We start from the raw sequence: 17513 nt of genomic DNA, 5'->3' as shown, positions 1-17513 counted from the left end.
CGCCCGTCCAGCCGCCCATCGTGCAGCCCACCTCACCCATCCACGCGGCACACGCCAATGGCCATCCTCATAGGCCGCGGCCAGTCGCTTCAGTTCACGCAGACCGGAGTCGCCCCATGTCGCAGACCAGCCTGGCGGAACCCGAGGGAGAGCTCGCAGGAGCGCTGCCCGATGCGGGCGCGGGCAGGCAACAAAGCCCGGAAAAAACAGGCGCACGCGCGGGAGAGGGCGGCGAGCCGAGCGGCAGCGAATTCGCGCCCCTGCTGCGCACCGTGCGCGAACAAGGCCTCCTGGAGCGCAGGACCGGCTGGTACACCCTGAGCATCGCCGCCAACGCGCTGGCGCTCACCGCGATCGTCGCCGGCCTGTTCGCGGCCGGGGGCAGCTGGTGGACGCTGCTCCTCGCCGTGCCGCTCGCCGTGTTCTCCGCGCGAACGGCCTTCATCGGCCATGACGCCGGGCACAGCCAGATCACCCGCGGCCGCCGCGCGGGCCGGGCCATCGGCCTGATCCACGGCAACCTCCTCCTCGGCATGAGCGCGGCCTGGTGGAACGACAAGCACAACCGGCACCACGCGAACCCCAACCACCTGGAGAAGGACCCCGACGTCACCCCCGACGTCCTCGTCTTCGCCACCACACACGCGCAGGGACGGACCGGCCTGCACGGCTGGCTCACCCGCCACCAGGCCTGGCTGTTCTTCCCGCTCTGCCTGCTCGAAGGCCTCAACCTCAAGGTGCAGGGCCTCCGCGATCTGCGCCGCCAGACACCCCGCGAACGGGCCGTCGAGGGACCCCTGCTCCTCGCCCATGTCGCCGCGTACACGGCACTGCTCCTCACGGTCCTGTCCCCGGGCAAGGCGATCGCGTTCGCCCTCTTCCACCAGGCGCTCTTCGGCCTCCACCTGGGCATGGCCTTCGCGCCCAACCACAAGGGCATGGAGATGCCCGACGGGACGGGTGAACGCTGGGGCCACCTGCGCCGCCAGGTCCTCACCTCGCGCAACATCCGCGGCGGCGCACTCACCGACTGGTTCCTCGGCGGCCTCAACTACCAGATCGAGCACCACCTCTTCCCGAGCATGCCCCGCCCCCACCTCTGCCTGGCCCAGCCCCTCGTCCGCGCCCACTGCCGTCGCCTCGGCCTCCCCTACGCCGAGACCGGAGCCGTCGACTCCTATCGGCAGGCCCTCCGGCACCTCCGGGAGGTCGGGGAGCCGTTGCGGGCGGAACGCTGAGGCGGGGCGGGGCGACGCCGGCGCTCCGGTGGCTCCGGGGAGCCGGTGGCTCACGGTCGGGGGACCCGGGGGCGCGTCAGGGTCGGATCAGGGTCAGGTCAGGGTTCCGGACACTCGACAGCAGGGGGACCTCCGGAGGGAGACTGGAACCAGGACGTGCTCGGGCCCGTTCTCCGTACGAAGGCGGCTTCGGCCGCACTGAGACGGCATCGGCCGTACGAAGGCGGTAGTGGCCCCAGGAAGGCGGCCGCGGTCGTACCGAAAGCCGCATCGGACACGAGGCGGTACGCAGAGAACGCGGCACCGGGCGGACGTCCCCAGGGCCGCAGAGGAGGCGACGTCATGTCGAACAACGCGAAGATCGCCATCGGGGGCGTGGCGCTCGGCCTGTTCCTGTGGATCTGGCTGCCGCTGTGGGCCGTGGTGCTGATCGTCGTCGGCGTACCCGCCGCGGCGTATCTCACCCTCGACCCGTCCCAGCGCCGCAGACTCCGTCGCGCACGGCGTCGCGAGATCGGGCGGTGAGGAAGCACGTGGTGATGGGTCGGGTGCTGCACGGACGAGTCGGGTGCTGATGGGGCGGGCGGCCGGATGACGAGCGGTGCCGCTTTCGCTTTCGTGCGCCACGGGGACGGGCTCCGCTACCACTTCGAGAGGGCCGGCGAGCGCCATGGCCGGCCCGCCTATCGCCGAACCGACGGAGTGGTGTGGTGCGCCTGGGCGCCGGACGAGGGCTGGCACTGCGAGATCGCCGGCGGCTCGTCACGGCCCACCCCGTGGGCAGCACCGGCAACGAACCCGAGCCGCCCGCCACGGTCTGGCGCAGCTTCAAGGACGACCGCTCCTACCTCTACGACCTGCGTCCGGCAGAGCCCTGTCGAGCCACGTAGGCACTGAATTGCACCACGGAGATCCTGTGACAACGCGCTCCTCGTAAAAGGAGTTGCCCACCCGACGCCCCACCCGCACCATGTCCTCCATGACTTCCGGAAAGGAGGCCCAGCGGTCCCACGGTGATCGCTGATGGCCACACCCGCATCCACACCCGCATCCCCTCAGCCGCAACGACCGCAGCAGGCCTCGTCGTCCGCCCCGCAACCCCTCACGCCGGGCTGGCTCAGCGCCCACTTCGACCCGCTGCCGTTCCCGGCCCGCGCAAGCGCCCTGGCCCGCTACGCCAGAGCCCTCACCCCGGCCGCCTACCAATCCCTGCACCGCGCCCTCGACAAGGGCACCGACCATGAACGGCACAGGGCACTCTTCCTCGCGGTCGCCCGCCGTGACCTGCCCACCGTTGCCGCCGCCCTGACCGACCCCGCGCTGCGCCGCCGAGCCCTGTCCGCGGCGATCCGCCTCCCCGTAGCCGAACAAGCCCTGGAACAACTGGCGTTGAGCCCCCTTCGGGCCGTACGCCACGACACGTACCGAGTCCTGAAGCACAGCCGTCGCAGGGCCCTGGCTGACGCCCTGCTGCCCAGGGTGCACGAGCGGTACGGCGACGACGACGCGGCCCGGCTCCTGACCGCCTGTCCAGCCTCCACCGCCGACAGGTGGCTGCCGCGACTCGACCCACCGCACGGCGTTCTGCGCACCCTGGCGCGCACGGCACCCGTCGCGGTCGCCCGGCTCCTCGCGGACATGCATGCCCGCATCGAGCCGCACGACCGGCGCGCCCGGTACGCGTTCGACCGCGCCCACAGGCCCCTCGCCTGTCTCGCGGCCCGGCGTGATCCGGACGCCGGTCTCGTCCTGGTGTGGGCGGCGCCGCACCTGCTCGAAGGCGAGGCCGTGCTGTCCGTGCTGCGCCGGCCCGCAGCCGTACTCGAAGCACTGCGCGCGGCGCCGGAGCAGCGGCGGAAGCAGCAGGAGGAAGACCACGGCGGCTCTCCTCGCGCCGAACTGCCCGTTCCTCCGGGCCCGTTGCCGCGGTCCGTCCGCAAGGCGCTGCTGCACCTGTCGCCCGACGACCTCGCCGACTTCGCGGAGCGCTGCACGGAAGGGGCCCGCCGCCTCGGCTTCCGGCAGCGGTACGAGGTGGCGCCGGACGGGCTCCTCACGCTGCTTCCGCCCGCCGAACGCCGCCGCGTCATCACCCGCAGGGCGGAAGGCCGCCGCAACGGCCTCGGCGCGCTGTCCATCACCGCCCTCGCCGCTCTCGCACCCGAAGACCGCGCAGAACTGACCGCCGCAGACCACGACGGCCGGACCCGCGGCCCGCGCATCGCCAGCCGCCGCGCCGTGGCCCTGCCCCTGGACCAGGCCGAGCCGATCCTCCTCGACCTCGCCGCACAACACCGCCTCCACGACTGTGCGCTCGCCTGGCCTGCCCTCCTCGCCTGCGCGGAACTCAACGGCGACCCGCAGGAGTTCGTCCGCATCGCGACCGCCTGCGAACGAGCCTGGCACGACCGGGACGAGATCCGACTCCGTACGCTCACCCAACTCGCCGGAGCCCCACGGCACCTGCTCGCCGCGCTGCCCAGGAAGGTCCTTCGGGACGCAGCGCTGACCGCGGTCCAGTCCGGCGACACCTCACCCGCCACCCTCCTGGAGGCGGACCGGCTGCTGCGCCGCGCCACCGTGGTCGCGGCCGACCGCGACGACCACGAGAACGCCGCCCATGGCGTCGAGTTGCTGTGCGAACTCCTCAACGACCCACGACACCCGTCACATCCGCAACCCGCCACACACCCACCGCGCCGTCACGGCGACCGTCACCGAGCCGGAACCGTACCGGCCCTGCCCATCGACGCAACGACAGCGCGGGCCGCCTGGGAGGCAACAGCGCCACGCACCCGCGACACCCCCACGCTGTGCGTGCCGCTCGCCGAACTCCTCGCGCCCCACCTCCCGCACCTGCCGGAACTCGACGACCGCGTGCACCACATCGCCCTGCACGCGGACGACCCGACCCTCGCCGCGCGCGCGGCCGAAGCCTGGGTCACGCCCCGTCGACTGCGCGAGCAACGCTGCGCGGAACTCCTCGCCCACGACCCGTCGTACGCCTCCGTACCGCGCATCCTGCACACCGTCACCACGCGCCGCACCGACCTCCTGGATCACGTCATCGCAGCAGCGGCGCACGGACTCACCGGGCACCTCCGCCCACGCCCCACTCCCTGGGCACCGCGCATCACGCCCGCCACGATGGGCCGCTGGCTGCCCGAACAACGCAGTGCCCAAAATCAGCACTACGCGCGCGTGGCCCAGGACGAAACAGCCCCACTGCTCACGAGAGCAGCCGGCGCCTCCCAACTCCGCGCCCGCGACCTGCTGACCACCCTCGCCGCCGACGCCCCACAACCTGTCGCCGCAGCGGCACTCACCGCCCTCGGCGCCACCGACGAACCACCCGCGGACCAGCACGAGTTGCACGCCTTGCTCCTGCGGCACGCGGGCACGGGCGGCGTCCGCGGACGCGCCGCCATGGCCGCACTGCGCCGCCTGCTCGGCACCCGACCCGCCGACGAGGCCATCGCGCTCCTGAGCGGAGTCCTCACCACACCGGGCTCACCGGTCGGCAGCCGCAAGGAAGCCGCCCGCGCCCTCGGTGAACTCCCCGACGCCGGCGCCTTCGACGCCCTCCTCGCGGCCTGGGACACCGACGGCCAACACCGTGACGTGCGGGCCGCCCTCGCCCCATTCCTGGTACCTCGGATCGACCGCCCGGACATCGCCGACCGCCTGGCCGCCCACCTGACCGAGCCCGCGATCCGTGAAACCGTGCTCCACGCGCGCGTGCAGCACGATTCCGCGACTGTCACGCCACCGTCCGCCACCTACCTGGCCTTCCTCATCCGGCTCTTGCATCGCCGTACGGACACGGACCGTGAGACCACGGTCGCCATCTGCCGGGTGCTGCCGAACCGGTGCGCTCCCGACACGGAAGCCGCGCTGCAAGCCCTGGCGGAACTGATCGCCGACCCGGCCCGCGAGCCTGAGGTGTGGGGTGCGGCGGCGGAGGCACTGGGACGCTTCCCGAGCGAGGGAACAGCGGCCCGCAGGGTGCTCCTGCCGCTGTGGAACGAACTCCGCACACGGGCGGGCACAGCAGGGCCGGGAGACGGTCCCCCTGCGCACGACGGTATGCCGCCCGGATCGCACCGCGCTGACGCCCTACGCCGCCTCGCCGCCTGCGCGGACACCATCCAGAACGCTTCTCGCCACGGTCACGCAGCTGGCCCCGGTGCGGACCCTGACTCCGGTGCGGACTCCGGATCCGGTGGGGACACTGGCTCCGGTGGGGGCTGGGGCGAGGTGGTCGACGGCCTCGCCGACGCCTTGGAGGCCGTCGGCCTGCATGAGCGCGCAGTGCGACTGCTGCGGGGCGCTCTGGTGAGTGCCCTGCAGCGCGGTTGGCACTACCAGCCGGAACGCTGGGACCGCCTGCTGAGCACCGTCGAAGAACGCCAGCCCCTCCCCGGTCCCTTGTCACTACCGGCCTCCGCACCTGCTTCGGCCCCCGCCGCCCTCCCGGCCGCCACGGACCCAGCCCTCACAGCGGTACGAGACCTACGCGCACGCGGTACCAGCGCAGCAGCACAGCTCGCCGTCGAGCTCGTACGATCCTGCGGCGAACGCTCTTCCTGGCCGCCCGCATGGCGCGCCGAACTCGACGCGCTGCGGCGCCACCCGGACGCGGAGACATCGGCCGAGGCGCTGCTGGTGGATCCCGGCGCCGACTGACGGGGGCGCCATGCGCCAGCAGCCTGGGCCGCCCTCAAGCAGGCCGTACCGCCATCTTGTCCAGGGCCTCGAGGAGCGCGGGCAGTTCAGGGCCCCGGCCCACCGGCAGCACCTCGCCGGGCTCTTCGTCGAGCAGCACGAATGCGATGTCGTCGGTCCGGGCGACCAGGGACCAGCCCGGACCGTCGGCCCGCAACGTACGCGCCTCCTGTGTGGCGAACGCCGACCGCACGCGACCGAGGGGAGGCGGCGCATCCACGTACCCTCGCGCCTCCTCCAGCACGCGCCGCACCCCGCTTACGCGTTGAGCCGTCTCAGCGCCTACGGATCGAGCCTGCTCTGCGGCACCGTCCGCGCCTTCGGGTCCCTCTACGCCTTCGGTACCGTCCGCGTCTTCGGCCTCGGAACCTGCATCGGGCCCGGCCCCGGCCCTCTCCTTGTCCTCGGAGGCGGTGCCCACGGTGTGCGGGGCCTCCGCCGCGGCCTCGGCGTCGGCCTCGGTGTCCGGCCCGGGCTCAGCATCGGGCTCGGCGTCGGCCTGGGCCTCGGCGCCGGGCTCGGAGTCGGGGGTCTGAGAGGCGACGACCCCGGGTTCCACCGACTCCGAGTCGCTCTCCACGTTCTCAAACTCCGAGTCGTCTATCTGTGCCCGCCAAGTCGCCCACTGGAGGGCTATCTCGTCCGCGCCGAGGCGCCGTTGGGCAGGCCCCCACGTGCTCGTGTCCGGTGGCGTGAGCACGCGGACGCCGGAGTCGTCGTCCTCGTCCGGCTCCGGGTCGTGCGGGGCGGGCACGCCGGGGGCGGCGACAGCCACGGCCAGCGGCCAGCCCGGCAGCGCGACCACGACGGTACGGTCGTCCGGCGAGAGGTCGTACTCCATGCCGCAGTCCCACGAGGCGATCGCCACGGCCACGAGGGACACGTCGTCCACGACCACCGTCCACCGCGCGCCGTCGACGTCCTGCCCGAGCACGAGTCCGTACCCGTCGGCGACCGGGGTGAGGCCGAGCGCTCCGCACGCCTCCGGATAGTCGTCGCCGAGCACGCTCGGGAACTTCGCGGGCGTCAAGAGCACCGCTGTGAGCACAAACAGCGCGTCGTCGTCGGCGGCGACGGCCTCGCCCGTCCCGGCCATGGCATCCTCCACATCGCTTCGTCCGTCGGCGCACCTTAACGAGCGGGTAACTCGCGCGTCGAGACTCGGTGATACGGAAAGTGGCTCGTCGGCGCGCTGATCCTCTCCGTTCGCCGGCGCCGGGGGGAGTCGTGCCGGCGCCGGTCGGTGTCAGGCGTCCGGAACGGCCCGCTCCATGGCAGGCAGGTCGAGGAGGGCTCGCGCCACCGCCTCCGGTGACTCGCCGCGCTCCCTGGCCAGGTTGAGGATCGCGCGCGTGGCGAGTTCGCTCACTCCGAAGGAGAGCGCCTCGGGCGAGACCCAGCCCGCGGCCTCGTCCATCCGGTCGTGGTCGTCGGCCGCCGACGCGGATATGTAGGTCGCTGCCGCCTCGAAAAGGTTGTGCGTGGTCTTGGCCTTGGGGTGTTCACTCCTGGCCGCTGTGCGTGCGGTGCCGCCCGAACCGCGTCCGTCCGGCCGGAAAATGCTGCGGATCCTGTCGTACATCTGCTGATCCCCTTCCCCCTGTGCGGTTCAAGCCCGCGCGTTCCGCGTGTGGTCGGCTGAGTCCTGCCGGACCGCGCGAGCCAAGAACCTGGTGTCCTCGTCAACGTACGACATCATGTGCCAACCCGAACTGGCCAGCAGAGGGCGCAAGTTGGCCTCCTCCCGAAGGTCGTCCGAGGTCAACTGGCGTCCCTGGCGGGCTGCGAGTGCCGCGCGCCCGATGGGGTGGAAGAGCGCGAGCTGCCCACCGGGGCGTACGACGCGAGCCAACTCACGGAGATTCTCGGCCGGTTGCGGCAGGTGCGCGATCAGGCCTGCGGCGAAAACCGCGTCCAGTGAGCCCGTTCGAATCGGCAGCCGCGACACGTCCGCGCGCACGAGCTGACCGGCGCGATCCCGGCCCGCCTCCGCCGCTGCGTCCAGCATCTCCGCTGTCAGGTCCGCTCCCACGACCAGGCCGTCCGCGCCCACGGCGGCGCGCAGCGCGGGCAGTGCACGCCCCGTGCCGCAGCCCGCGTCGAGGACGGCGGCGCCGGGGCGCAGGCCGAGCTCCGCGACCGCCGCTTCGTACGCCGGCCCGTCGTCGGGGAAGCGGGAGTCCCAGTCGGCGGCCCGGACCGCGAAGAACTCCTGGACCCGCGCAGGGTCGTACTCCTTGAACTGCCGTCCTCGGCCGTCTTTCTCGCTCATGTGTTCATGATGGCGCAGCCCACTGACAACGGCGCCCGCCGACGGCCAGCAGCGGCAAACCTGTGGATAACTCTCCCTCGTACGTCCGTGCGGTGCGCATGTTCGACCCTTGCTCGGTCGTTCAGGAACATCTCCGCGTCATATTCCGCCAGCTTGCGAACTGCGCCCCCCGCGCGCCCCCTTCAGGTCTAACCTCCCTGAGCCATGGGACACCTGGACCACGCCGCCTTCGGCTGGCTGACCCCCGTGCTGTCGTACGTCATGGCGTGCATCGGCGCCGCCCTCGGGCTGCGCTGCACCGTCCGCGCCCTGGCCGCCACCGGCCGGGCCCGCCGCAACTGGCTGATCACCGCGGCCTCCGCGATCGGCACCGGCATCTGGACGATGCACTTCGTCGCGATGCTCGGGTTCAGCGTCAGCGGCACCGAGATCCGCTACGACGTGCCGCTGACCGTGCTGAGCCTTCTCGTCGCGATGCTGGTCGTCGGCGGCGGCGTCTTCGCCGTCGGCTACGGCCGCGACCGGGGCCGCGCCCTCCTCGTCGGTGGCCTCACCACCGGCCTGGGCGTCGCGAGCATGCACTACCTGGGCATGGCCGCGGTCCGCCTGCACGGCTCCGTCGACTACGACCCGCTGCTCGTCGCACTCTCCGTCGCGATCGCCGTCGTCGCAGCGACCGCCGCCCTGTGGGCGGCGCTCAACATCACCTCACCACTCGCCGTGGCCGCTGCCTCCCTGGTGATGGGCGTCGCCGTCAGCAGCATGCACTACACCGGAATGATGGCCGTGAACGTGCGTGTCGACCCGTCGAGCGCCGCCCTCCCCGGAGCCACCGCGATGCAGTTCGTCTTCCCTCTCGCCGTAGGCCTCGGCTCCTACCTCTTCCTCACCTCGGCCTTCGTCGCGCTCTCCCCGACAGCCGTGGAACACGAGGCATCGGCCTCCGCCCAACGACCGGCCGAAAGCGCCACCGCCCACTGATCCGCCCCGGTGGCCGCAGACCCCATCCACCACGGCCCGAGCGAGGAGGCCATGCGCACACCCCGCCGCACATCCGGCCCCAACTCCCCCTCCGAGGAAACCACTTCACCGCCCGCACAGTCGACGGGCGTCGAACCGGCCTCCGAGTCCAACCCGCCCCCGCAATCCGGCCGCCGAGCGCACGCGGGCCGCCCCGCAGAAGAGGACCAGGAGCAGCCATCCCCTGCTGCCGCCGACCGGCCCACGACGCCACAACCACCATCACGCACGCGTGCGTCACGATTCCGGCTCCGCCCCCGCACCGTGCGCGCCAAAGTCGTGTCCCTGCTCATGGTGCCCGTCGTCTCGCTGCTCGCCCTGTGGGCGTACGCCACCGTCACCACAGCCCAGGACATGGCCCGCCTCAGCCAGGCACAGCGCATGGACAGTCACATACGCGCGCCCATCGACGCCGCCGTCACCGCACTCCAGGCGGAACGCCGCGCCGCCGTCAGCTACGCCACGAAACCGGGCACACAAGCAGCCACCGAACTCCAACAGCGGTCAGCAGCCACCGACCGTGCCGTCGACCGACTGAGCCTAGCCCCCGGCCACACCGTCGCCGACGGCAGCGACCTCCCACCCGAAGTGACCCAGCGCCTCACCGACTTCATGGCACGGACAGACGAACTCACCGCACACCGCAAGGGAATCCGCGACCGCGACAACAACTGGAACGACGCATACGAGCAGTACACCTCCACCATCACCACCGCGTTCGGCGTCACCGGAGCCCTCACCGGGATCCACGACCCCCAACGCGCCTCCCACGCGCGCGTACTGCTGGAAATCGCCCAGGCCGCCGAGATGACAGCCCGCCAGGACACCCTGCTCACCTCCGCCCGCCTGACCGGCACCCTCGACGGCACACGCCTGCACGCCTTCATCGGCGCCATCGAAACCCGCCGCACCCTCACCGGAACCGCCGCACACGACCTGCAAGCAGCCGACCGGCAGGCCTGGCGCGAACTGCAGAGAACCAGCGCCTACCGCGACGTGCGCCAAACCGACGACGGCGTCTTGACCGCCTCCAGCCCCGCGAAGGCGTACGCGGCCGTCAGCGGCATGAAGAGCGAAGCAGCCTACAAGACCGTGGCCGAGGGCCTCCGCGCCATCGAGAGCGACGCACGGAGCGACGCGGTGAGCCGCGCCGACCCGCTGCCCCGCGGCGCGCTCTCCCCAGCCGGCGCCGCAGTCCTCCTCGGCCTCCTCGCGGTCGCCGCGTCCCTCGTGATCTCCGTACGCATCGGACGCGGCCTCGTCGTCGAACTCGTCGACCTCCGCAACAGCGCCCTGCAGATCGCCCGCCACAAACTCCCGCAAGCCATGCGCCGGTTGCGCGCCGGCGAAGAGCTCGACGTCCACGCGGAAGCCCCGCACGGCCCCGCCTCCGACGACGAGACGGGACAGGTCGCAGAAGCGCTCAACACCGTGCACCGCGCGGCGCTGCACGCCGCCGTGGAGCGCGCCGAGCTCGCCGACGGCATCTCCGGAGTCTTCGTCAACCTGGCCCGCCGCTCCCAGATCCTCGTGCACCGCCAACTCAACCTGCTCGACGCCATGGAGCGCCGCGCCGACGACCCGAACGAACTCAGCGACCTGTTCCGGCTAGACCACCTCACCACGCGCATGCGCAGGCACGCCGAGAGCCTGATCATCCTCTCCGGCTCACCCCCTGGCCGCGCCTGGCGCGCCCCCGTACCTCTGACCAACGTCGTCCGCGCCGCCGTAGCCGAAGTCGAGGACTACGCCCGCGTGCAGGTCGAACACTTCCCGGAAGCAGCGGTCGTCGGGTCCGCCGTCGCCGACGTCACCCACCTTCCTGGCCGAACTCGTCGAAAACGCAACCCAGTTCTCCCCACCGCACACCCGAGTCCGCATCAGCGGCGAACCTGTCGGCAACGGCTACGCCCTCGAAGTCGAGGACCGCGGCCTCGGCATGGGCGCAGAGCGCCTCGACGCCGCCAACCGCCGCATCGAGCAGTCAGGCGCCCTCGACCTGTTCGACAGCGACCGCCTCGGCCTGTTCGTCGTCAGCAGGCTCTCCGCCCGCCACAGCATCAAGGTCCACCTGCGGACCTCACCGTACGGAGGCACCACAGCCGTCGTCCTGCTGCCGACCGCTCTCCTCAATCAGGCACAAGCCGGCGCGGAAGGGCAGACCCGAGCCCTTGAGAACACAGCGCACGGAACAAGCATCACCTACGGCAGCCGAGAACTCGGCGAAAACCGCCTCCACGCGCGCGTGCCGGAACCGAGCCAACCGACCGTCCGCCCCAAAACAACCACCCTCACGCTGCACACCAGCACCAGCACCAGCAGCTCTGAGCCCGTCCCCGACTCCAAGGGCCTCCCGCGCAGGGTGCGCCAAGCCAGCCTCGCCCCTCAGCTCCGCGAGCAACCCCCAGACGCCCCACCCGAGCCACCGCTTCCCGAACCCTGGGAACGCACCCCGGAACAGGTCAGAGCGCGTATGACGGCCTACCGCGACGGCTGGGACCGAGGCGGTGGCCGCCCACCGGGAAGCCCCGGAAGCCAGCTCCCGCCCACACGCGGAGACAGCCACGAAGGAGACCGAACGTGATCGACCAAACCGGCCACAGAGACGCCGACGCCACCGGCCAACTCGACTGGCTCCTGGACGACTTGGTGACCCGCATCGCCGACGTACGCCACTGCGTGATGCTCTCCAGCGACGGCCTCGCCATCGGCTCCTCGCACACACTCCGCCGAGACGACGCCGAACACCTCGCGGCCGTCGCATCCGGCTTCCACAGCCTCGCCAAAGGTGCGGGCCGACACTTCGGCGTCGGGGGAGTGCGACAGACCATGGTCGAAATGGATCAGGGCCACCTCTTCATCGCCGCCGCCGGAGACGGCTCCTGCATCGCCGTACTGAGCACCGCCGTCGCCGACATCGGCCTGATCGCCTACGAGATGGCCCGCCTGGTCAAACGCGTCGGCGAGCACCTCCATACCCCACCTCGGCACACAGAACAGCCACCCGCCGCACGATGAGCAGGGAAGGCGGCCGTCACACATGAACACTGAGGAGGGCCCCGAGTGACCGCAGACGAGGGCCCCGAGGGCACCGGCCGCCCCCGGCCCGGCAGCCACTGGTACGACGCAGAGGCCGGCCCCGTCGTCCGCCCGTACGCCATGACCGGCGGACGCACCGACCCCGGCCCGAACGCCGCGCACTTCGACCTCATCGCCCTCGTCGCCCTGGACACCGGCGCCCCTGCCCCGGGCGCCGACACCTTCCTCGGACCGGAGCACCGCGCGCTGCTCGAACTCTGCCGCGTAGAAGCCCAGTCGGTCGCCGAACTCGCCACGGACGCCGACCTTCCCGTAGGAGTCGTCCGCGTCCTCCTCGGCGACCTCCTGAACCGAGGCTGCATCCGCATCAGCCGCCCCGTACCGCCCGCACACCTACCGGACGAGCACATCCTGCGCGAGGTCATCGACGGCCTGCGCGCCCTGTGAGGCGAAACGCCCACTGCGGAGCCCATACCTGCCCCCATATAGGAACGACTTGGACGCGCAGCGGTCAGAACACACAATCCCCGGTCCTGGCCCCCGAGCAAGAGCCCCCGGCCCCGATACTGCTGCCCACCCAGACTTCACCCCCCACCGAAGGAAGCCGCCGCCCCTCAGCAACCGTCACCGCGCGTGTGGCGAACGCCCGTCACGCGCGGCACGTACCCGACTCCCCGCACCCCCTGAGAGAAGTGACCATGGCCCCCGAGCGCCTCTACGCCGACAGCGGCGACTCCACCGCGCTGGCCCTGAAGATCCTCGTCGCCGGCGGATTCGGCGTGGGAAAAACCACTCTGGTCGGTTCCGTCAGCGAGATCCGGCCACTGCGGACTGAGGAACGCCTGAGCGAAATAGGCGAGTTGGTGGACGACACCGCGGGCGTGGACCGAAAGTCCACCACTACCGTCGCCATGGACTTCGGAAGGATCACCATCAGAAGCGGACTGTCCCTGTACCTCTTCGGCACACCGGGACAGGACCGCTTCTGGTTCCTGTGGGACGAACTCTCGTACGGAGCCCTCGGTGCGGTCGTACTCGCGGACACCCGGCGCCTGGAGGACTGCTTTCCCGCAGTCGACTTCTTCGAGCACCGGCGCATCCCCTTCGTGGTCGCCGTCAACTGCTTCCCTGCAGCGCGCAGTTACGGAGCCCACGACGTCTCCCGCGCCCTCGACCTCGACCCCGGCACACCCGTCGTCCTCTGCGACGCCCGCGACCGCGACTCGGGAAAGGAAGTGCTGATCAGGCTCGTCGAGTACGCAGGGCGAATGCACACCGCCCGGCTCCTCGACAGCGTCGCCCAACCCTGACGCACGACACCCCGCCACCAGCGGCTTCCGACACCACTCGGTCCCCGCTCAATCCGCCACCCCACCCTCAGCGGACACCTTCTCGATCCGCACCCGCACCAGCAGTTCACCCGGCACACCATTGCGCGCACCGAACTCCTCGGCACGCTCCGGGCCCATGTAGCGAGCGGCGATCCGCGTCGCCGCCTCACGCACCTGCCCCAACTCCTCGATCAACTCCGCCCGCCCCTGTATCACCACGTACGCGAACGGCGGCCGGTCGTCGTCCACACACAGGGCGACCCGGCCGTCCCGTGCGAGATTGCGGCCCTTCACCGTGTTCTTGCCCGTGTTGAAGATCAGGTGCCGGTCACCGTCAAGGACGAACCAGACCGGGGAGACGTGCGGCGACCCGTCCGCGCGTACGGTCGACAGCTTCCCGGTACGGGTCCCATGTGAGACAAATGCCTGCCATTCAGCGTTAGTCATCTTCTGTGCCATGTCCCCATCCTGTCTTGCCCGCAGCGCGACGGTGGGGAAGGCTGGCGAGCAACGGATGAACGGGGAGGTCCGAATCATGGCGCAGAACACCGGACTTGGCTGGTTGCTGGACGATCTGACGAAGCGCGTCGAGCACGTACGGCACGCACTGGTCCTGTCCAACGACGGCCTGGTGACAGGGGCGAGTTCAGACCTCCAGCGGGAGGACGCCGAACACCTGGCCGCGGTCTCCTCCGGACTGCACAGCCTGGCCAAAGGCTCCGGACGCCACTTCGGCGCCGGCAACGTACGCCAGACCATGATCGAGTTCGACGAGGCGATCCTCTTCGTGACAGCTGCCGGCGACGGCAGCTGCCTGTGCGTCCTGAGCTCCGACGAAGCCGACATCGGACAAGTGGCGTACGAGATGACGCTGCTCGTCAACCGCGTCGGCGAACACCTCGGCGTCGGCACACGCCACCGTCCACCCGCCGTCGACCTCTGAAAGCCCACGAATCCGAACGCGCCCGCCCCGCACGACCCGCCCGACCTGCGGCGACGGCCCGCTCGGAGCGGCGACAGAGGACCGGCGGAAGCAGCCGGAACCGGCCGGCCGCCAGAGTTATCCACAGGCCGAGCGGCCCGAGGCACGTCCGGGCTACGGTCTTCACCGAGAGTAGTCAGAGCGATCCGACCTCACGGGGGAGACCACCATGACCGGAAAAGCCGTACCCACCAAGCCAGTTCAAGCCCTCACAGCGTCCTACGCGCCCAGCCGCGCAGCCATCGACCTGGGCCTGAAACGCACTGAGCTGCTCCTGGCCGTCCAACTCGGCCTGGTCCGCACCACCGCAGGCCAGGATCCCGGGCGTTGGCGCATCCCCAGGGCAGAGATCGAACGACTCCAGTCCGCCCAAGGATTCCCCGACACACTGCGTGAACGCGTCAAGCTCGTCGGTACCACCGAAGGCGCCGAACTCATGGGCATCACCCGCGACCGCTTCACCAAACTCGCCCGCCTCGGCTTCCTCACCCCGGCCAAGTTCTACCTGAACCGATACCGCACGCTCGTATGGCTCTATCTCGCCGACGACATCCGCCAGTTCGCGGAGGCCAACGCCTCGCTGCTCTCCGGCAAGGCACCCATCACGCTCCGGACCCGCCTCGGCGCGGGCGAGGACCGACGCGCCCGCAACTGGCGCGAACGCCACTGCGGCCACCTACTCCGCCTGGCCCGAGACCCCTGGCAGAGCGCAGCGGTGACGGCCTCGATGCTCGACCCCACCCAGGTCGCCGACATCGTGCCCGACCCGTACGAACGTGCCTACCTGAACCGCCTCCGCCCCGAGTCCACGACCCTGCCCGGCGCCCCGGACTCACCCACAGCACAAGCAGCCGCACGCGTCCTGCAAGCCGACGACCCGGACGAGATCCGCTGGCTGCGCACCACACTGACCCTGGGCATCGACGAGGCGAGGAACGAACGCCCGGCTCCACGACCGCGCGAAGCACCACCCAAGACACCGTCCAGCGCCCCCGATGCCCCGGCCCAAGCTTCCCCCTTGAACACCGCCACAGCGCCACAGAGCAACATCCCCCGAGGAGTTGAGCCCACGACCTCCACCCGCACACCGGCTCCGACGAGGCCCTTCGAGGACGCCTTGGAGCACTGCGACGGGCCAGACGACCCCGGCGGGGGAGTGGAGCGCGCACTGTGCGAAGCGCGAGGCGAACACCGAGACCAACGAGACCGAGAAGCGGCGCCCGCAACAGGACCGGCCCGACGCGGCCTCCTGGGCTGGCTCAGCCGCAGACAGGGTTAGGTCTTTCTTGCAGATCCCCTTGCTGGCCAGGTGAAGAGGGCGGCGACGTGCGCGCTGGCAGCTCCTGCCGCGCCTGTTGTCCAGGCGCTTTGGATCAGCGTTCCTCAACTTCGTCGGAGGGGAGGGCTGCGAACCATGAGCCCACCCCACTCTGCACGCTGGCGGACACATGAAGACAGACGGTTACGCCTCGCCGAAGGAGTCACTCTGAACGGTCTCGTGGAGGTCCTGGGCATAGTGCTCGATGGCCGGCCGGTACTCCGCGACGTTTGGATCGTCGCTCGTCGTGGCGACGAGGGTGAGGAGCAGTTCCATCGCGTCATGGTGGCGGCCCACGTTGAACAGGGCCATGGAGAGGAACGCCCTCAGGGCGCCGTTCTCCGGGAACTCCGCCGACGCGGCGGTCAGCGTCTCCACGGCCTTTTCGTACCTGCCGAGGACGCGGTAGGTGGATCCGAGTCCGAGCAGGGCGTTGGCGCGATCGTCGGTGGAGAGACCTCCGGGGATTCCGAGGGCTCGCCGGTAGTGCGGCACGGCTTCGGCTTCGAGGCCGAGAGTGTCGTGCACCCAGGCTGTCTGGTACGCGACTTGGGCGTCGTCGGGCAGTTTCTCGGCGAGAACGACGAGACGTTCCTTGGCTTCGGTCGGGTGACCGTTCTCCCGCAGCCGGACCGCGTCAGCGAGCCGGGTGTCTCGATCGTTCACGAAGCGCCTTCGGGCTGGTACCGACGGAACAGGCCCTCCTGCACGACAGAGACAAGGAGTTGACCCTGCTGGTCGTAGATGCGCCCGCGGGCGAGACCACGACCGCCCGTGGCGATCGGGGATTCCTGGTCGTACAGGAACCACTCGTCGGCTCGGAACGGGCGGTGGAACCACATGGCGTGGTCCAGCGACGCCATGTCGAAACCGCGCGGGCCCCACAAGGGCTCGACGGGGATACGTACAGCATCAAGGAGGGTCATGTCGCTCGCGTACGTCAAGGCGCAGGTGTGGACGAGCGGGTCGTCGCCGAGAGGGCCCACGGCGCGCATCCACACGGCGCTGCGCGGCTCGGCGTCCTGGACCTCGTCCTGGGTCCAGCGAAGCCGGTCGACGTAGCGGATGTCGAAGGGCTGGCGGCGGGCCATGCTCTCCAACTGCTCGGGCAGGGCGCCGAGATGGGCCCGGATCTCGTCGGTGACGGTCGGCAGTGTGTCAGGGGCGGGAGCGTCGATCCGCGGCGGCAACTGGTGCTCGAAGCTGCCCTGCTCGGCCTTGTGGAAGGAGGCAGTCAGGTTGAAGATCGTGCGGCCCTGCTGCACAGCGGTGACCCTGCGGGTGGTGAACGAGCGGCCGTCGCGAACGCGCTCCACCTGGTACACGATGGGCACACCGGGGCGGCCGGGGCGCAGGAAGTAGGCGTGCAGCGAGTGCACTGGCCGGTCGCCGTCCGTGGTGCGGCCTGCGGCAACCAGTGCCTGGCCGGCGACCTGCCCGCCGAAGACGCGCTGCAGCGACTCCTGAGGGCTGCGGCCGCGGAAGATATTGACCTCGATCTGCTCAAGGTCGAGCAGATCGACGAGTCTCTCTGCGGGGTTGGTGGTCATCAGGGGCTCCGGTGGGATCACGAGGGGCGTGGGGGGTG

General features: G+C 70.9%; 15 protein-coding genes and 1 pseudogene. 10 read left to right on the top strand and 6 right to left on the bottom strand.

Annotation, left to right across the window (positions count from 1 at the left end; all coding sequences use genetic code 11):
* Window positions 1-116 precede the first annotated feature (116 nt).
* From RCO28_RS14965 to RCO28_RS14955, 3 genes are all read left to right on the top strand, one after another.
* Window positions 117-1238, top strand: coding sequence for an acyl-CoA desaturase (locus tag RCO28_RS14965; RefSeq protein WP_308941602.1), 1122 nt, complete (start codon window positions 117-119; stop codon window positions 1236-1238).
* Window positions 1239-1580: 342 nt separating this feature from the next.
* Complete coding sequence (locus RCO28_RS14960) at window positions 1581-1763, top strand: hypothetical protein (RefSeq protein ID WP_308941601.1); 183 nt, start codon at window positions 1581-1583, stop codon at window positions 1761-1763.
* Window positions 1764-2261: 498 nt separating this feature from the next.
* Complete coding sequence (locus RCO28_RS14955; RefSeq protein WP_308941600.1) at window positions 2262-5924, top strand: hypothetical protein; 3663 nt, start codon at window positions 2262-2264, stop codon at window positions 5922-5924.
* 34 nt (window positions 5925-5958) lie between these two features.
* Here RCO28_RS14955 and RCO28_RS14950 read toward each other — a convergent pair whose 3' ends face one another.
* The 3 genes from RCO28_RS14950 to RCO28_RS14940 form a co-directional block, all read right to left on the bottom strand.
* On the bottom strand, window positions 5959-7059 hold the full coding sequence (locus tag RCO28_RS14950) for a hypothetical protein (protein WP_308941599.1): 1101 nt from the start codon (window positions 7057-7059) through the stop codon (window positions 5959-5961).
* A 150-nt stretch (window positions 7060-7209) separates the two neighbouring features.
* Window positions 7210-7545: a hypothetical protein gene (locus RCO28_RS14945; RefSeq protein WP_308941598.1), complete on the bottom strand. Its 336-nt coding sequence runs from the start codon at window positions 7543-7545 to the stop codon at window positions 7210-7212.
* 27 nt (window positions 7546-7572) lie between these two features.
* Complete coding sequence (locus tag RCO28_RS14940) at window positions 7573-8235, bottom strand: methyltransferase domain-containing protein (RefSeq protein ID WP_308941597.1); 663 nt, start codon at window positions 8233-8235, stop codon at window positions 7573-7575.
* 204 nt (window positions 8236-8439) lie between these two features.
* Here RCO28_RS14940 and RCO28_RS14935 point away from each other — a divergent pair, with 204 nt between their 5' ends.
* From RCO28_RS14935 to RCO28_RS14915, 5 genes and pseudogenes are all read left to right on the top strand, one after another.
* Window positions 8440-9216: an MHYT domain-containing protein gene (locus tag RCO28_RS14935; protein ID WP_308941596.1), complete on the top strand. Its 777-nt coding sequence runs from the start codon at window positions 8440-8442 to the stop codon at window positions 9214-9216.
* Window positions 9217-9267: 51 nt separating this feature from the next.
* Window positions 9268-11839, top strand: a pseudogene (locus RCO28_RS14930) (nitrate- and nitrite sensing domain-containing protein).
* A complete protein-coding gene (locus RCO28_RS14925; protein ID WP_308941595.1) occupies window positions 11836-12273 on the top strand; it encodes a roadblock/LC7 domain-containing protein in 438 nt (145 codons plus the stop codon). The pseudogene RCO28_RS14930 and the gene RCO28_RS14925 overlap by 4 nt, the downstream one beginning before the upstream one ends.
* Before the next feature lie 45 nt (window positions 12274-12318).
* Entirely contained in the window at window positions 12319-12741 is a 423-nt protein-coding gene (locus RCO28_RS14920; RefSeq protein ID WP_308941594.1) for a DUF742 domain-containing protein, read from the top strand.
* Window positions 12742-12992: 251 nt separating this feature from the next.
* Window positions 12993-13604: an ATP/GTP-binding protein gene (locus RCO28_RS14915; RefSeq protein WP_308941593.1), complete on the top strand. Its 612-nt coding sequence runs from the start codon at window positions 12993-12995 to the stop codon at window positions 13602-13604.
* 48 nt (window positions 13605-13652) lie between these two features.
* Here the strand turns inward: RCO28_RS14915 and RCO28_RS14910 are convergent, their stop codons facing one another.
* On the bottom strand, window positions 13653-14084 hold the full coding sequence (locus RCO28_RS14910) for a PPOX class F420-dependent oxidoreductase (protein WP_308941592.1): 432 nt from the start codon (window positions 14082-14084) through the stop codon (window positions 13653-13655).
* Window positions 14085-14160: 76 nt separating this feature from the next.
* Here RCO28_RS14910 and RCO28_RS14905 point away from each other — a divergent pair, with 76 nt between their 5' ends.
* Together RCO28_RS14905 and RCO28_RS14900 are read left to right on the top strand one after the other, a co-directional pair.
* Window positions 14161-14568, top strand: coding sequence for a roadblock/LC7 domain-containing protein (locus tag RCO28_RS14905; protein ID WP_308941591.1), 408 nt, complete (start codon window positions 14161-14163; stop codon window positions 14566-14568).
* Between the two features lie 208 nt (window positions 14569-14776).
* The gene (locus RCO28_RS14900; protein WP_308941590.1) at window positions 14777-15886 is read left to right on the top strand and encodes a DUF6397 family protein; all 1110 of its coding nucleotides are present in this window, start codon (window positions 14777-14779) and stop codon (window positions 15884-15886) included.
* 183 nt (window positions 15887-16069) lie between these two features.
* Here the strand turns inward: RCO28_RS14900 and RCO28_RS14895 are convergent, their stop codons facing one another.
* Together RCO28_RS14895 and RCO28_RS14890 are read right to left on the bottom strand one after the other, a co-directional pair.
* Window positions 16070-16591: a tetratricopeptide repeat protein gene (locus RCO28_RS14895; protein ID WP_308941589.1), complete on the bottom strand. Its 522-nt coding sequence runs from the start codon at window positions 16589-16591 to the stop codon at window positions 16070-16072.
* Window positions 16588-17475: an acyl-CoA thioesterase II gene (locus tag RCO28_RS14890; RefSeq protein ID WP_308941588.1), complete on the bottom strand. Its 888-nt coding sequence runs from the start codon at window positions 17473-17475 to the stop codon at window positions 16588-16590. The genes RCO28_RS14895 and RCO28_RS14890 overlap by 4 nt, the downstream gene beginning before the upstream one ends.
* Window positions 17476-17513 lie beyond the last annotated feature (38 nt).

This window comes from Streptomyces sp. LHD-70, from assembly GCF_031157275.1.
Classification (GTDB): domain Bacteria; phylum Actinomycetota; class Actinomycetes; order Streptomycetales; family Streptomycetaceae; genus Streptomyces.
Note: the sequence above shows the minus strand (reverse complement) of the source record. Positions and strands in the feature narration are given on the sequence as shown.

Bases quoted from the DNA above. Each gene is read 5' to 3' on its own strand.
- RCO28_RS14965 (WP_308941602.1), top strand. From the start codon at position 117: ATGTCGCAGACCAGCCTGGCGGAACCCGAGGGAGAGCTCGCAGGAGCG.
- RCO28_RS14960 (WP_308941601.1), top strand. From the start codon at position 1,581: ATGTCGAACAACGCGAAGATCGCCATCGGGGGCGTGGCGCTCGGCCTG.
- RCO28_RS14955 (WP_308941600.1), top strand. From the start codon at position 2,262: ATGGCCACACCCGCATCCACACCCGCATCCCCTCAGCCGCAACGACCG.
- RCO28_RS14950 (WP_308941599.1), bottom strand. From the start codon at position 7,059: ATGGCCGGGACGGGCGAGGCCGTCGCCGCCGACGACGACGCGCTGTTT.
- RCO28_RS14945 (WP_308941598.1), bottom strand. From the start codon at position 7,545: ATGTACGACAGGATCCGCAGCATTTTCCGGCCGGACGGACGCGGTTCG.
- RCO28_RS14940 (WP_308941597.1), bottom strand. From the start codon at position 8,235: ATGAGCGAGAAAGACGGCCGAGGACGGCAGTTCAAGGAGTACGACCCT.
- RCO28_RS14935 (WP_308941596.1), top strand. From the start codon at position 8,440: ATGGGACACCTGGACCACGCCGCCTTCGGCTGGCTGACCCCCGTGCTG.
- RCO28_RS14915 (WP_308941593.1), top strand. From the start codon at position 12,993: ATGGCCCCCGAGCGCCTCTACGCCGACAGCGGCGACTCCACCGCGCTG.
- RCO28_RS14910 (WP_308941592.1), bottom strand. From the start codon at position 14,084: ATGGCACAGAAGATGACTAACGCTGAATGGCAGGCATTTGTCTCACAT.
- RCO28_RS14905 (WP_308941591.1), top strand. From the start codon at position 14,161: ATGGCGCAGAACACCGGACTTGGCTGGTTGCTGGACGATCTGACGAAG.
- RCO28_RS14900 (WP_308941590.1), top strand. From the start codon at position 14,777: ATGACCGGAAAAGCCGTACCCACCAAGCCAGTTCAAGCCCTCACAGCG.
- RCO28_RS14890 (WP_308941588.1), bottom strand. From the start codon at position 17,475: ATGACCACCAACCCCGCAGAGAGACTCGTCGATCTGCTCGACCTTGAG.